Here is a 15,725-nt window from a genome sequence, read left to right as displayed (position 1 = left end):
ACAATGGGCTCAGTATCGATTGATACGTCTATGCTCAGTTCCTCGTACTGAGTGCATAGAACCTCTTCTACACGTCGACAAGAATTATTCTTGTGTTTGCCAGCCATCCTGTCGATAGCTGGCTTTTTTTCGTTCGATACTTGTCGATTTACCGCAAAAATTCTTATTTTTAAAGCCCTTACAGCAAATCTGGGATGGATTGACAGATTACTCATCTGATATCATAACCGGAGTACTGTAAAAGGTAGACATCGCTTTGGAACCGCACCTAATTTCTTTATTCAACCAACTCCCTGGCTACTGGGGATGCAAAGACCTCAATTCCGTTTTCGCTTACGCTAACCACTCTTATGCCAAGCTCATTGGCTTTGAACTGCCAGAGGATTGTATCGGTCTCACCGATCATCAGATGCCTAGCCCAACCACTAAGTGTGCCAGTGACTTTCAGGAGCAAGATAGGTTCGTGATTGAGACTAAACAGTCAATTAAGGTACTGGATGTTCACCCCTACCCTGACGGCAGTTGGCGCACACACATTTTCAGTAAGTCCCCTTGGTATGACTCTCAAGGAAACGTTCAGGGCACTATCTTCTATGGTCAAGAGCTGACTGATACCGCAGTGTTGGAGGTCGGTCATTGGATTTGTCGGGCGACGGGTTTACACAGTGAAGAGCGAATCTCGTTGAATCAATTGTCGCCGCAAAACCATCAAATCAAGCTGACAACAAGAGAGTCAGAAGTATTATTTTTGTTGCTGTACGGTAAGAAGCCGAAATACATAGCCGATGTCATGAACATCTCGACTAAAACGCTGGAAAACTACGTGTTGCACCTAAGAGGGAAATTTGGTGCCCACAGTAAAGCACAACTGATTGATATGGCTCTGGATGCAGGATTTGGCTCGCACATCCCTCAAACCCTGCTGAGAACACAGCTTTCAGTGGTATTGAGTAATGAATACGCCGCATAGCACGGCGTATTCAACGTATGTCTTGTAAGCGGCTAACCTATGGTGCTAAACGGTCAATCTGCCACTCGTTATCTGACTTGGAGAATAAAAAGCGGTCATGAAGGCGGTGATCGCCACCCTGCCAAAACTCAATGCTTTCAGGTTTAATACGAAATCCTCCCCAGAAGCTAGGAACAGGAATCTCGCCCTGTGCAAACTTTTGCTTTAGCTCGAGAAACTTACCTTCCAGTACGCCGCGTGTAGAAATACGGCTACTTTGTCTACTTGCAATCGCCGCCAGTTGGCTTTCTTTTGGACGTGAGGAGAAGTACTTAATATTTTCTGCAACACTCAGTTTTTCAGCCACACCCGTAATATGCACCTGACGCTCCAATGGATGCCATGGGAAATGAAGGCTAACTCGTGAGTTAACTTCAATTTGCTGCGCTTTGCGGCTACCTAAGTTGGTATAGAAGACAAACCCCTGTGTATCGACATACTTCAGCAACACGATTCGCTGGAAAGGCTGACCGTTTTCGTCTACCGTCGCCACTGTCATTGCGGTTGGGTCAGTAAGTTTAGCGTCAATCGCTTGCTGCAACCATAGATTGAATTGATCTACTGGGTTGGTTTTTAGGTCTTTCCTACGCAAACCACCTTTACTGTATTCACGGCGGATATCTTCGAGTTCCATCTTCTCTCCTGCGAAATTTTTTTGCCGATTGTGCGCTCATATATACATGAACACAAGCTCATGTACCAGATTGTCTCGGGAGATTTGATGCACGTAAAGCGCTATCTATCGGTAGAAAGCAAGTTATCAAGAAAAATCGCCGTATATACTTAGTACAACTGATTGATTGTTTTCTATTATTTAAGTGTTTGATATGGCACACCGTTCTAACGACTACAGCTTAACATTTATCATTTTGGATAATAGAATCAATCAAATACGTAGAAGTAACAAGGATCATCAATGGGTCAAGACAATTACAACAAGCTCGCTAACAATGAGCTTGAGTATGTAGATGACAAAACAGCAGCGCTCTTGCTCAATACGCCAAGCAGCGCGAGAATTATGCTGTGGGTGATGGTTTTGTTTTTTATCCTTGCTGGGGCATGGGCGTCTTGGGCTCAGATCGATAAAGTTACCGTTGGGCAAGGGAAGGTTGTGCCTTCTTCTCAAATACAAGTAGTACAAAACCTTGAAGGCGGCCTAGTTAAAGAAATCCTCGTTCGTGAAGGTCAAATCGTTCAGAAAGGTCAGCAACTACTTTTGATCGATGATACCCGCTTTCGCTCAGATTTTCGTGAACGCGAACAGCAAGTGGCAAACCTGACGGCCAGTGTTCTGCAGCTATCAGCGTCTATCACCAGCGTGAGTGTGAATGAAGACTTCAGTGAAAAATCTTGGCAGCAAAGTGTTCAACTCGACTTCAGTAAACTGGCATTTCCACCTGAACTTGAAGAACGTCAACCAAAACTCGTCGCTCGCCAGCGCGCTGAGTATCGTCAAGACTTAAATAACCTGCGTAACCAAATCTCAGTGATCGATCAACAAGTTAAACAGAAGCAGCAAGACCTCGTCGAAATTCAGGCTAGGGTAAGCAACTTACGTGAAAGCTACAATTTTGCCCGTAAAGAGCTGGAAATCACCAAACCACTCGCTGATGAAGGTGTTGTTCCACGTATTGAGTTGCTTAAATTACAACGTCAAGTTAATGATACCCGCCGGGAGATGACTTCGAGTGAACTGAAGGTTCCCGTCTTAAGATCCTCTATCAAAGAATCCATGCTCAGCCGGATAGATGCCGCACAAAAATTCCGCTCTGAGCAACAAGAAAAGCTTAACGAAGCACAGGACAAGCTATCAGCCCTAACCGAATCAACAGTAGGGCTTGAAGACAGAGTAAATCGAACTGTGGTCGTATCCCCCGTTACCGGAACAGTAAAAACACTGAATGTGAATACCGTCGGTGGTGTTATCCAACCGGGCATGGATATCGTTGAGATTGTCCCAAGTGAAGATACTCTGTTGGTCGAAGCAAAAATTGCCCCACAGGATATTGCCTTCCTACGCCCTGAATTGCATGCCATCGTTAAGTTCAGTGCATATGATTTCACCAAATACGGGGGTTTGGAAGGAACGTTAGAGCACATCAGTGCTGATACCACGACAGACGAAGAAGGCAATAGCTTTTATCTGGTTAGAGTGCGAACTAAAGAAACCAGCCTGAACAACGATACCTCTTTACCCATCATTCCTGGGATGACCGCTTCTGTCGATATCATCACAGGCAAACGCACGGTAATGGAATACTTACTTAAACCAATTTTGGGCGCCAAAAACAACGCACTAAAGGAATAAAGATGCGAACAACTGAGACTGCAAGTAAGGTCAGAGTATAGCCAACATGAAATACTGGCTCGCAGCTCTATTTATTATTTTAGCTTCCACAGCTTCACAGGCGCTCAATACTCAAGAGCAGCGCTGGGTCGAGGCTGTGCGTAATACTTATGGTGATCGAGCAGGCAAACGTGTCGAAACATGGCGTCGTGAAATGGAACAGTTTAAGGGGCTTTCGGAAAGACAAAAGCTCACTGAAGTCAATAGCTTCTTTAACCAGCTGAACTTTGTCAACGATGACCGTTTATGGGGAAAGAAAGACTACTGGGCTACTCCGTTGGAATTTCTCGGCAGTAATGCCGGCGATTGCGAAGATTTTACCATCGCAAAGTATTTCTCTCTCCTTGAGCTGGGCGTCTCAGATAAAAAACTGCGTTTGGTATACGTTAAAGCTATCACGCTTAACCAGTTTCACATGGTGCTCGCATATTACTCTAAGCCCAGTGCGGAACCGATTCTGCTCGATAATATCGACCCAGAGATAAAAAAAGCCTCCAAACGCAGGGACTTACTACCGATTTACAGCTTCAACGGTAAAAACCTATGGCTGATGAAATCAAAACAAGGACAACTGGCAGGAAAATCATCCAGACTTAGTCTATGGAATGATCTTCGTGCACGAGAAAAATCACTCAAACTCAACAAACCAATAGTGAATTACGATGAGTAGGCAATATGACTTTATATAAACAGCTTGTCGCGGGAATGATTGCTGTATTTTTGATGCTGATGGCTTCGGTCTTCATCATCGAATTTAACACCACGCGCAATAACTTAGTGCAGCAGCAGCGCTCTGAAGTGAATAACACCATCAACACAGTCGGTCTTGCTTTGGCTCCATATCTGGAGAACAAGGATCAGGTCGCCGTTGAATCCGTCATTAATGCCCTGTTTGATGGCAGCAGTTATTCAGTCGTTCGACTGATTTTCCTCGATAATGGTGAGGAAATTCTTCGTTCGTACCCCGTCAAGCCACTGGATGTGCCAGATTGGTTTACCAAACTGCACCTGTTTGAGAAAATTCACGAGCGCCGAGTCGTTACTAGCGGATGGATGCAACTGGCAGAAGTTGAGATTGTCAGCCACACTGGGGATGCCTACACCCAGCTGTGGAACGCATTTGAGCGCCTAGTTATCGCGTTCAGTCTGATTTTCACTATCGGACTCTTATCAATTGCCTTCATTCTTAAGCGCGCCCTTCGTCCTCTTCAGCTCATCGTTGAAAAAATGGAGCAAGTGGCACGTAATCACTTTGGTGAACCACTCCCAAGACCGAGCACGAAAGATCTTATTTATGTCGTTGACGGCATTAACAGCATGTCTGCTCAAGTAGAACAATCCTTTAAGGCGCAAGCAAAAGAAGCACAGCAACTACGTGAGCGTGCCTACATTGATCCAGTATCAGGGCTTGGAAACCGCGCTTACTATATGAGTCAGCTTAACTCGTGGCTTGGTGAAGGCGGTATCGGCGGTGTTGCAATCCTCGAAGCAAGCTTCATCAACGAGCTTTATGAAGAGAAAGGTTACGAAGCTGGTGATGGAATGGTACGTGAGTTGGCTGACCATCTTAAAATCTCTCTCACGTCTCCAGATGTGACGCTGGCTCGAATCTCCTCCGCAGAATTCGGTTTCATCCTGCCAAATATGGATGAAGTGGACCTTAAACTGGTTTCCGATAGCATCGTAACTTATGTTCAGGACATCAACGCCGATCCGACAGGCATGGCTACCTCCAACCTATCACTGGGTGTTGTATACAGTGAAACAACTAAGAACCCATCTGAAATTTTGACCATGCTAGATAACGCACTGGCAACGGCTAAGTCTGATCCGGAAATTACCTATGGCTACGTCACGGGTGATAACTCTGAAAATCTGATGGGTAAACAGCAATGGAAAACGTTGGTTGAGGAAGCCATCAGTAACGATTGGTTCCAGTTCCGATTCCAAGCTGCCAATGACGAAGGTGGAAGAACTTATCACCGAGAAGTCTTTTCTGCGATTGAGAAAAATGGCGAACGCTTCAGTGCTAACCAATACCTGTTTGCCTTAGAACAGCTCAATGCCAGCCACCTGTTTGATGAATACGTTATCAAGTCCATTGTCGAACGCCTTGAGAAAGGGGAATTTTCTGAACCAATTGCCATCAACATTTCGCAAAGCAGTATTGCCCAGCCAAGCTTTATCCGCTGGATCACTCAGATGTTGAATCGCCATAAGTCCGTTGCCGATAAGCTACATTTCGAAGTTCCCGAAAGCTGCTTTGTCAATACACCGCACCATACAGCTTTATTCTGTAATGCGGTTCGTGGTGCAGGTGCGGATTTTGGTGTCGATAACTACGGACGTAACTTCCAATCGCTGGATTACATTAACGAATTCCGCCCGGCTTACGTCAAACTGGATTACCTATACACGCACCATCTGGATGATGAGAAGCAGAAATTTACCCTGACTTCTATCTCACGTACCGCACATAACCTTGGTATTAAAACCATTGCGTCCCGAGTTGAGACACAAATCCAGTTGGATTTCTTGTCTGAACACTTTATTGATGTCTTCCAAGGCTTCATTGTCGATAAGTAAAAAGGTTATAGATGCAGGATCCTTTATTAAATTCGCTGATTTACGTCAGCCGCTATTACGGTCTGGCTAACTCGCCGGAAGCCTTGATAAATGGCTTGCCTTTAACCGAAGGCAAGCTGACACCATTTTTATTCCCTCGCTCGGCTGAGCGTGCCGGTCTGGTCGCGAAAGAGAACCGTTCCAAACTCGAAGATATTTCGGATTTAGTTTTGCCTGTGGTCTTACTGCTAAAAAGTGGTGATGCGTGCGTGCTTAACACTATCAACAGTGATAAACAGGAAGCAGAAATCGTCACTGGCGAATCTGGCTTAGTACCAATCGCTATTCCGCTTGATGAACTGGAAGAACTCTACATTGGTCGCTACTTTCTGGTTAAGAAACAGTTCCGTTATGACGAACGTTCTCCAGAAGTCCTCAAAACGCGCGAAGGGCACTGGTTCTGGAGCACGATTTGGCAGTCGAAGAACATCTATCGTGACGTGTTGATCGCTTCTATTCTGATTAACTTGTTTGCCGTTGCAGCGCCAATGTTTACCCGTTTGGTGTATGACAAGGTGGTGCCCAACCTCGCCTTCGAAACCTTGTGGGTGCTGGCAAGCGGTATCTTTGTCATCTTCCTGTTTGATCTGACACTCAAGATAATGCGCAGCTACTTTATCGACGTGGCAGGCAAAAAATCCGATATTCTGATCTCTTCCAAGCTGTTCAGTAAAGTACTTGGCATTCGAATGGAAGCGAGACCACCGTCGGTCGGCGCGTTTGCTCGTCATTTGCAAGAATTTGAGTCCATTCGGGAATTTTTCACTTCAGCCACCATTGGTTCTTTAATTGACTTGCCTTTTGCGCTGCTATTCCTTGTTCTAATCTGGCTGATGGCGGGTAATCTTGTTTTGGTTCCAATTGCAGGCGTGCTGATCCTAATTATCTACTCGGCGCTGATTCAGGGACCTTTGCGACGCACAATTGAAGAGGGTTCACGCCTAGCCTCACAAAAGTACGCTAACCTTATTGAGAGTCTGTCAGGGCTAGAAACCGTCAAGCTGTTTGGTGCGCAAAGCCAATTCCAGTTCCGCTGGGAAGAAGCGGTCGCTCATATGGCAAACTGGAACATCAAGAGTCGTCGCATCACAGATGGCATCCAGAACACCGCAGGCTTCGTTCAGCAAGCATCCAATGTTGGGATGATCATTCTTGGCGTGTACTTGATTGCAGAAGGTGACCTCACCATGGGTGGCCTGATTGCAGCAACCATGTTGAGTGGTCGAGCCATTGGTCCTATGGTTCAGCTTTCTTTGCTATCCACACGATACAACCAAGCCAAGTCTTCAATGACCATTATTGAACAAGTGATGGAAATGCCAGATGAGCAGGAGGAAGGGAAGCGCTATATTCACCGTCCAATTGTTCACGGTAAGATTGAATTGGATAAGGTCACCTTCCACTATCCGGACTCGCCGATAGCTTCTATTCGAGACCTGAGCATTACCATCAATCCTGGTGAAAAAGTCGCTATTATTGGTCGAATTGGCTCAGGTAAAACTACGCTTGAGCGTTTGATCCTTGGATTGTTTAAACCGACGGAAGGCCATGTTCGTATCGATGATACAGATATCGAGCAGCTGCATCACATCGACATCCGACGCAACATTGGCTGCGTGCCACAAGACAGCCAGCTCTTCTATGGCTCCATTCGCGATAACATTACTTTGGGTCGCCCATTGGCCGACGATCGTGATGTGATGGATGCGGCTAACCGCGCTGGTGTGACCGTATTTACTCAGCAAGACCCAGCAGGTCTAGAACGTCAGGTCGGTGAAGGAGGCTTATTGCTCTCCGGTGGTCAACGTCAAGCCGTTACCATTGCACGCGCCTTCCTTGGTCGCCCACCAGTGCTGTTAATGGATGAGCCAACCAGTGCTATGGATAACCGCTCTGAAATGCACATCAAGCAACAGTTAGCGCAACTAAAGCCATCGGAAACGCTGATCTTGATTACGCATAAAACATCCATGCTAGATGTGGTTGATCGAGTCATCGTTATGGAGAAAGGCTGCGTCATCGCTGATGGGCCTAAAGCTGAAGTACTCAACAGTCTTAAGCAAGGTAAAGTCAGAGCCGTTAACTAAGCTGACAAGAACAACAAAGCCGCTCAGTATTGAGCGGCTTTTCTTTATCTACGATAAGAAGAGTTGTTTAGATTAGCAGTTTGCAGGGCCTACTTCTTTCCAAACACCCCACTGACCAGATTGAGTAGGATCATCACCTTGTGTCCACCACTTCGCTTCCCAGACTTTACCATCCCAAGTCACTTGGTCACCGCCATTGTAGATTGCGCCAGAATCCCAAGCGTTGGTACAAGTACCGCCACCAGTATCCTTCTTCGCGACAACAACAGTAGCCGAAGCAGAAGACGTCGCTTGAGAGTCACTGACTGTTACAGTAAATAGCAATGAAGTATCTTGCGTGTACTCAGCAGCAGTGAATGTCACCGTTGCACCACTAATGGTGGCATTGAGTCCAGCAGGCACATCCCAACTGTACGTTAGTATGTCATTATCTGCATCACTAGAACCAGAAGCGTCAACCACTACCACATCTCCAGCATTCGCTGTAGCAGGTGCTGATACTGCCGCAACTGGCGCAGTGTTTACAGGGCCAGTGTCTTTCGCCTTTACTGTCACAACAACTGTGTCGGTGCCCGTCGCACCTTCATTATCCGTCACCGTCAATTTGAAAGTAAGCGTTTCAGTTTGCGCAACTTCAGCTACATCGAAACTCGCCTGTGCAGTGTTTGCACCCGTTAGTGAAACGCTAGTACCTGAGAGCTGTTCCCACACATAGCTTGCAACACTGCCATCCGAGTCACTTGAGCTGCTGCCATCCAGTACAACCGATGCAGGACCGGTTACTGAAACATCCGCGCCCGCTGCAGCAACTGGAGCTCGATTCGCTGGTGTTCCACCAGCTAGCCCTTCATGCATAGCATTGAGAATGTCACCGTTATCAGCGTCAATCTCCCAGGAGAATAGACCGGCAAGGCCTAAATCACGTACATATGCGCCTTTCGCTTTCACAGAGCGGTCATCATCAAACGTAATCAGCTGACCTGTAGAGCGATTCCAAACCCAAGGTGCTTCAGCTTGCGCGTCGTAGCCATATTCAAAACCGTTGATGCCAGTATTGTCCGCGCCAAGCATAAAGGATTTCACGCCTTTATAATCAATCACACCATCTTCCCAGACACCTTGTGCTGTGCTGCCTTTCAGCTTACCAGTACCTGTTCCAGTCATTGGGTCATTAGGATCGGTGAGCGTATCAGGTGTCACGCCTTCCCAACCACGACCATACATGGCGGTACCCACAACGAGTTTATTCGCAGGAACACCTTGCGCTAGCAGAAGCTGAATACCGTTGTCCGTGGTGTAAGCAGGGCCTTTGTACGGTTCGCCATTTTCATCTACACCAGAGCCATCACACTGACCTGGGCGCATGAATGTACCACAGTACAGTGCCGTCTGATGACCAGGAACATTGTTCCAACCGCCGTAGAAGTCATACGTCATGGCAAAGATGTAATCCATGTACTGAACTGCATCCCCGTAGTTCACATCTTCAATTTTGTCGTAACCCACACCGATTGCTGACGTAAGCTCATACGTTCTGCCGGTGTCTGCTTCCAATTGGTCAAGCATCGCACGAAGCTCTTGCATCAACGCAATGTACGCTGGGCCATCATTTACAGGATCACCTAAATCAGGAGCAGCACCGCCGCCGCCTGGGAATTCCCAGTCAATATCCACACCATCATAAAACTTCCACGTCGTCAGGAAGCGCTTAACAGAAGCGACAAAGGTGTCTCGGTTCGCTTTGGTAGTAAAGTCAAAGAATGGGTCTGATAACGTCCAGCCACCAATGGAAGGGATAATTTTCAGATCTGGATTGCGCTGCTTAAGCGCCATTAGCATCGCGTAGTTGCCTTTGATAGGAGAACTGTACTCATGGCCTGCTTGAGGGAAGCTCTTTTGGTAAGCTGCCCATGGGTCATGAATCACGACTTCATAGTCTGGCACTCCTTTACATGCGGTCATCAGTGCGTTGTAACTGTTGCCACCGACTGATTTCACTGATTCATTCGGGCCACAAATTGGAATAAAGCCGTATAGAATATGGGTCAGGTTATCGGCAGGAATATTGTCTACCGTAAAGTCACGGCCATAGATACCCCACTCAACAAAGTAAGTACCAACGACCGTGTTAGGGTCCGTGTTGTAACTCTTGTTGTTTGGATCAACATTCATCGCCAGCGGTGCAAGGTGAGCACCATCGGTGTCAGCAACCACAATTTCAGCAGGCGCACTCGTGCTACAACCGCTTGCGTCACACGCTTCAATCGTCATTTGATAACGACCGCCATTTGCATATTTGAAGCTTGCTGTGGTCTGGCTACCGGTAATGTCTCCGGTTGCTACCTGAGCACCGTCAAAGTAAACCTTGTAGGTGTCCCCCGTTGTGCCACTCCACTGATTAAATTTAATGGTAATATCCGCTTCATCGAAATATTTCACCATGTCGTTGTAGCCAGAAGTGGTTTCCATTGCTAACTCAATCTTCGAGAACTGAAGATTGTTTGAGCCGTAAACATCAATACTAGGGGCTGTTGGTGCAGCCATCGCGGTGCCGGATAGCGCCAAAGCGATACTAGCGGCGCACAAAGTTATACGATTCATACCTATTTCTCTCATTCCTTGTACATTTACCCGAAAGTTGGGAAGTGATACCTATCATCGTAAGCCGCGTTTAACTGCCTGCTGGCCAAGTATTGAGCCGAAAGACTTATCGAGGATCGGTATTCGCTGTTCTACGGATACATCGCGAAGAACATCACTTTCAGTATTTGAGAGACTTTTTTTTTGATAAAAAAAATAAAGGTTGTTTTCGAGGCAAGATCAGAAAATAGTTGTATATACGAGGTCTGTTACATTACAAATTGGATTTCGACCCATAATTTATAAAATCCTAGCAAGCCGAGAAACATACTTATTTGTCAATAATTTAAAGAATGAGATACCAAATATTGGAGGATCGCCATTACAAAATACTGCCCCCTAAAAATTTTAGGAGGCAGGTTTTAATTAAGGATTATTTGGACTTAAATCGCGCCGTGAAATGACGCAGCACGGGAGGTTCATACTCAAACATTAAGCCTTTAAGTTCATGAGCACGCTCTTTGAGCGCAATGATCGCATCGGCAATATAATCCATGTGATCGTTGGTATATACACGACGAGGAATGGTAAGACGCATCAGTTCCAATTCCGACGATTTTTGTTTGCCTGTTTCCGGATCACGCCCCAGGAGCAACGAACCAATTTCTACCGCTCGAACTCCAGCTTCAAGGTATAGGGCATTACACAAGACGTGAGCTGGAAACTCTTCTGCTGGAATGTGAGGGAGTATCTTCGCTGCATCGACAAACACTGCATGCCCACCTGTTGGATACTGAATGGGAATCCCCCCTTCACGCAGACGCTCACCAAGATATTGCACCTGACTGATCCTATAGTGGAGGTAATCTTCGTCTGCACCTTCATAAAGGCCGCGAGCCAACGCTTCCATGTCTCGCCCTGCCATACCGCCATAAGTGACAAACCCTTCCATTGGCACACAACGCGTTTGTACGGCTTGGAACAGCTCTTGGTGATCACGAATACAGCACAGGCCACCAATATTGACCATAGGGTCCTTCTTAGCGGACATAGTCAGCATATCACCGTATTGATACATCTCTCGGATGATTTCGAGGATCGACTTATCCTGATATCCCTCCTCACGCTGTTTAATGAAATAGGCGTTTTCACAATAGCGTGCAGAATCGATCACAACAGGGATGTCATTCTTGCTTGCCAACTCATAAACCGCGCGCATGTTGGCCATAGACACCGGCTGACCACCAGAGCTGTTACAAGTCACCGTGGTGATGATGGCGCAAATGTTATGTGCACCATACTGCTCAATAGTCGCTTCAAGTTTGTCGAGGTCGAAATCACCTTTCCAGTCATACGGGGTCGTCGTATCAAAAGCATGTCTGTCGACGACATTAATGGCCTTGCCTCCATTTAACTCAATATGCCCCGCCGTGGTATCAAAGTGATAGTTGGAGATGAAAACTGGCTCCGTCCCGCCGCGAACACTGCGCATACGCTCAATCAATGCCGGGAATAGAATTTGCTCCGCCCCGCGACCTTGGTGAGCGGGCACCGTTAGTTTATAACCAAAAAAGTGCTCGACCGCCTGACAAAGATTGTAATAGTTGCGACTCCCTGCGTAAGACTCGTCCCCCATCATCAAACCAGCCCACTGGTTGTCACTCATCGCACCTGTGCCCGAGTCAGTCAGAAGGTCAATATAGACATCATCACTTTTTAATAAGAAAGGGTTCAGACCGGCTTCGTCAAGCGCAGCAACTCGGTCTTGATAAGTGGTCATTTTGATCGGTTCAACCATTTTAATGCGAAAGGGTTCTGGAATGCGTTTCATATTTAATTTCCTATAGATAGATCGATCCCTGCAGACAATCTGCATCGGATTTAAAGCGTTAAATTGCGAATAGATGGTGCGAGTGCACCCAGGAAATCAAAGCGAAGGGGATTCTTTGCTCAAAAGCGATAGGCAAAAGTCTAAGTTGTACCATGACGACAACACAAAACGGCTGTCTTGCATCCAAATGCAGTTCATAGCGTTATCCTTCTCGTAGGTTATAGACATAACCATCAATATAGTCGTGATCTCACCTATTTACCGTGAAATGTCACTCAAAATTTATAAATCACACACCCCAAAATCATTATTTAATAAACCTTAGCAAAATAAGTCATCCGTACCCCTAAACACCTGTCACACTTAGCTTGCGCTTAGTTAGTGGTTTATCATCACTGAAAGTTAAGTTTCCGTGAAATCTTATCACTTTGACATTCATCTAATTGAAATATCTGGACTTGCTAGGCAAAGTGTTGGCTAACCAAATCAAATGGATCAAGTCATGAAAATCAAAACAACATTATTGGCCGCCGTTGCATTAAGCATCAGCGGTATGGCGGCGGCTGAAGTAACCATTACCGTCCCAGACACTGTGGATGTATTGGTTGCGAACGACGCAAAACCAGAGCTCTCTGGTGGCTTCTTTTCAGCAAACAAAACGCTGACTTTACCTGACGGCGAAAACCAAGTTTTGTTCCGCTACCAGCCATACTTCACGCAAGGTAATGACCGTATTATTCTTGAAAGCGATCCCATTATTGCCACGTTTGATACCAACGATACTGAACTGACATTCGATATGCCTAAATACCGCGATCAACACGAAGCGGAGAAGAAGATTAAAAATGTCGACTGGCAGCTCACAACTGCAAGTGGTAGCGCTCTAGCAGTTACGCAGGATAAGCTCGTAAAAGACGGTATGCAGATTGGCCGAAACTTCCAGATTGAACTGGCAGATTACAACCGCCGAGGTGGTGTTGCAGCTGTCTCTGCCGCCGCTATTGGCGCCACGGTACAGCCAGTAACGCTACCTGCTAAAGTCACCAAAGAAGGCGTCAAAGGCGACTCGACTGCCGAGGAAATGCTGCATTTCTGGTATAACAAAGCCGACGCGGAAACACAGGCGCGCTTCAAACAGTTCTTACTGGAAAAGTAATCAAGCTCAATAAGCCAAAAGCCAGCGCATTAAGCGCTGGCTTTTTCTATGGCAGGGTGACCTGTTGAAATCTGATAGCACTCAAGATCGTTCTCCATCAGACACTCAAACACGACAGAATCCAGTTTCGATTCATCTACCAATTCCTGCAGTATTTGCATTGTTTCCTCAAGTGACACGCCTTGTCGATAAGGGCGTGATTGAGTCAGAGCCTGAAACACATCGGCAATGGCCACAATTCGGCTTGGTTGATCGAGATCTTTGGCTGTTTTCCCTAACGGGTAACCAGACCCATCCAGCCTTTCATGGTGATTCGAAGCCCAATCAATAACTTGGCTAGAGCGAAACATATTGGTCAATGCGTGACGGGTATCGGTCGCATGGCGCTTTATGCACGCATACTCTTCATCCGTCAGCTCTGCAGGTTTATGCAAAACCGCGACCGGAGTTTTCAGTTTTCCAATATCGTGCACTAACCCTGCCAGATACAACATTCGTTGTGCTTTGGTCGAGTACCCCAGTTGTTTACCCAGAAATGACGTTAACTCCGCAACATGACGAGAGTGCTGAAACGTGAAAGTGCTTTTTGCATCGACAATCTGGGCAAAGAATTCCGCTACAGCAATCGTGTCTTCCAATCCCAATCGAGATGAAAAGAAAGGCACCGATGGAAAGCGACTTGCCATTGTCTCGATATAGCGAGATTCCATTGAAAACCAGAAGTCATCGTTGTCTATCAACTCACACATGTGCTGAACCATATTAGGCTCAAACAAGATCCCAGCATTGGCGGTCAATTCCCCGATGATCGATTTTTTGTTGTTCTCGGTGATATTGCCGTATTGGTCTGGGTAAAAACGTGAGTAGAGATAATCAACCCGGTCAGAGATGAATAGCAATCCGGCGAGTAGTTTATCGTTTTCTGAAGCTCTGGTTTCGCCGCTCAGCTGCTCCCACCAGGTATGATGATACAGAACTGGCAATGCTAATCCAGCCAGAGGCGGGCAAGCGCTCAACAGCCCATAACCTTTAATACAATGCTTTTTGGTGTTCTCCGGAGCCATCGACTTGAATAGATAGGAACGCTCATTAGACTGCGAAACACCGCAATCATGGATCAATCCCAGGGAAAAAGCGATTTGAGCCTGCTCTTCCTCCCACCCCATTCGTTTAGCACATTGATAAGCAATGTATGCAACCCGGTGACCGTGATTTATATCATCGATCCCGACTGCATCGAGGGCTGAAGCGATTTCAAATAGCACCTGACGTAAATCTACGCTTACGTTATCAAGCGGCTCATCCATTAGTAATAACCTAACTGACTAATTTTTCTTATTTTAGGGCTGCAAGGCTAAACGATTTCCTTTCATAAAAACCACAAATTATTTAAGACTATTTATATAATTGTGATTTGCATAACGTCTTGGGTGAATTCCGTGCTACATGGAAAATGTTTTTTGCAACAAGTGTTTATGGTCATACCAGTCTTACTCTGTTAAGTTAGCTCTTCATATTCAACTTGTTTAGGTTCCTTATGTTCACAATCTCTATCGACTCTGAACTCGAACTCGCTCTTGTTCAGGAATCATTTGCCACTCAATACAGTGAATTAGTATCCACTCAAACAGAATATTTATCACAATGGTTGACTTGGCCTCCCTACTGCCAGTCCGAGCAAGATTTCCGTATGTTCGTTCAGCGTGTTTTACATGAATATGCAGACGGGAAATCAATGACCTGTGCGATCATCTATAACAGCAACATCGTAGGAAACTGCAGCTTCAACACAATTAGTTACGACACAAAAACTGTCGAGATTGGTTACTGGCTATCGCAACACCAGCAAGGCAAAGGCATCATTACGCGCGTGGTGAACAAATTGATTGATATTGCGTTTAATGAATACCAGATGGAGAAGGTCCAGCTATCTGCCGCCAAAGATAACCTACCGAGCCGACGAGTCGCCGAGCGCGTAGGTATGACCCTAGAGGGTATCATTACCAATAAGGAGAAAGTTGGAGATCGAATTCTGGATCATGCTGTCTATGGAATTCATCGCCAGAACACCCATCATTGAGTAGATTGAT

Annotated in this window: 11 protein-coding genes; 7 read left to right on the top strand and 4 right to left on the bottom strand. The window is 46.2% G+C overall.

Annotated elements, in window-relative coordinates; genetic code table 11:
* Nucleotides 1-256: 256 nt before the first annotated feature.
* On the top strand, nucleotides 257-970 hold the full coding sequence (locus tag VIC_RS12345; RefSeq protein WP_006960203.1) for a helix-turn-helix transcriptional regulator: 714 nt from the start codon (nucleotides 257-259) through the stop codon (nucleotides 968-970).
* A gap of 37 nt (nucleotides 971-1,007) precedes the next feature.
* Here VIC_RS12345 and pdxH read toward each other — a convergent pair whose 3' ends face one another.
* On the bottom strand, nucleotides 1,008-1,643 hold the full coding sequence (gene pdxH / locus VIC_RS12340) for a pyridoxamine 5'-phosphate oxidase (RefSeq protein ID WP_006960202.1): 636 nt from the start codon (nucleotides 1,641-1,643) through the stop codon (nucleotides 1,008-1,010).
* 282 nt (nucleotides 1,644-1,925) lie between these two features.
* Between pdxH and VIC_RS12335 the strand changes: the two genes are divergently transcribed.
* Genes VIC_RS12335 through VIC_RS12320 form a run of 4 tightly spaced genes read left to right on the top strand, consistent with a single transcriptional unit; the run spans nucleotide 1,926 to nucleotide 8,068 of the window.
* Nucleotides 1,926-3,317: an HlyD family type I secretion periplasmic adaptor subunit gene (locus VIC_RS12335; protein WP_006960201.1), complete on the top strand. Its 1,392-nt coding sequence runs from the start codon at nucleotides 1,926-1,928 to the stop codon at nucleotides 3,315-3,317.
* Nucleotides 3,318-3,363: 46 nt separating this feature from the next.
* Nucleotides 3,364-4,026, top strand: a complete 663-nt coding sequence (locus VIC_RS12330) for a transglutaminase-like cysteine peptidase (RefSeq protein ID WP_006960200.1) — start codon at nucleotides 3,364-3,366, stop codon at nucleotides 4,024-4,026.
* A 5-nt stretch (nucleotides 4,027-4,031) separates the two neighbouring features.
* Nucleotides 4,032-5,942 carry a bifunctional diguanylate cyclase/phosphodiesterase gene (locus VIC_RS12325; protein ID WP_006960199.1) on the top strand — a complete coding sequence of 637 codons (1,911 nt, stop codon included), beginning with the start codon at nucleotides 4,032-4,034 and terminating at the stop codon, nucleotides 5,940-5,942.
* 11 nt (nucleotides 5,943-5,953) lie between these two features.
* Nucleotides 5,954-8,068, top strand: coding sequence for a type I secretion system permease/ATPase (locus VIC_RS12320; RefSeq protein ID WP_006960198.1), 2,115 nt, complete (start codon nucleotides 5,954-5,956; stop codon nucleotides 8,066-8,068).
* Nucleotides 8,069-8,140: 72 nt separating this feature from the next.
* Here the strand turns inward: VIC_RS12320 and VIC_RS12315 are convergent, their stop codons facing one another.
* Both VIC_RS12315 and VIC_RS12310 read right to left on the bottom strand, forming a co-directional pair.
* Complete coding sequence (locus VIC_RS12315; RefSeq protein ID WP_039951874.1) at nucleotides 8,141-10,669, bottom strand: glycosyl hydrolase family 18 protein; 2,529 nt, start codon at nucleotides 10,667-10,669, stop codon at nucleotides 8,141-8,143.
* A 412-nt stretch (nucleotides 10,670-11,081) separates the two neighbouring features.
* Nucleotides 11,082-12,479: a tryptophanase gene (locus VIC_RS12310; protein WP_006960196.1), complete on the bottom strand. Its 1,398-nt coding sequence runs from the start codon at nucleotides 12,477-12,479 to the stop codon at nucleotides 11,082-11,084.
* A gap of 502 nt (nucleotides 12,480-12,981) precedes the next feature.
* Between VIC_RS12310 and VIC_RS12305 the strand changes: the two genes are divergently transcribed.
* Nucleotides 12,982-13,635 carry a DUF2057 family protein gene (locus tag VIC_RS12305; RefSeq protein WP_006960195.1) on the top strand — a complete coding sequence of 218 codons (654 nt, stop codon included), beginning with the start codon at nucleotides 12,982-12,984 and terminating at the stop codon, nucleotides 13,633-13,635.
* 29 nt (nucleotides 13,636-13,664) lie between these two features.
* Here the strand turns inward: VIC_RS12305 and VIC_RS12300 are convergent, their stop codons facing one another.
* The gene (locus tag VIC_RS12300) at nucleotides 13,665-14,942 is read right to left on the bottom strand and encodes an HD-GYP domain-containing protein (RefSeq protein WP_006960194.1); all 1,278 of its coding nucleotides are present in this window, start codon (nucleotides 14,940-14,942) and stop codon (nucleotides 13,665-13,667) included.
* Nucleotides 14,943-15,172: 230 nt separating this feature from the next.
* Between VIC_RS12300 and VIC_RS12295 the strand changes: the two genes are divergently transcribed.
* A complete protein-coding gene (locus VIC_RS12295; RefSeq protein ID WP_006960192.1) occupies nucleotides 15,173-15,715 on the top strand; it encodes a GNAT family N-acetyltransferase in 543 nt (180 codons plus the stop codon).
* Nucleotides 15,716-15,725: the final 10 nt, after the last annotated feature.

It is taken from the genome of Vibrio coralliilyticus ATCC BAA-450, from assembly GCF_000176135.1.
In the GTDB taxonomy this organism is placed as follows: Bacteria; Pseudomonadota; Gammaproteobacteria; order Enterobacterales; family Vibrionaceae; genus Vibrio; species Vibrio coralliilyticus.
This window is presented reverse-complemented; position numbering and strand designations above follow the sequence as displayed.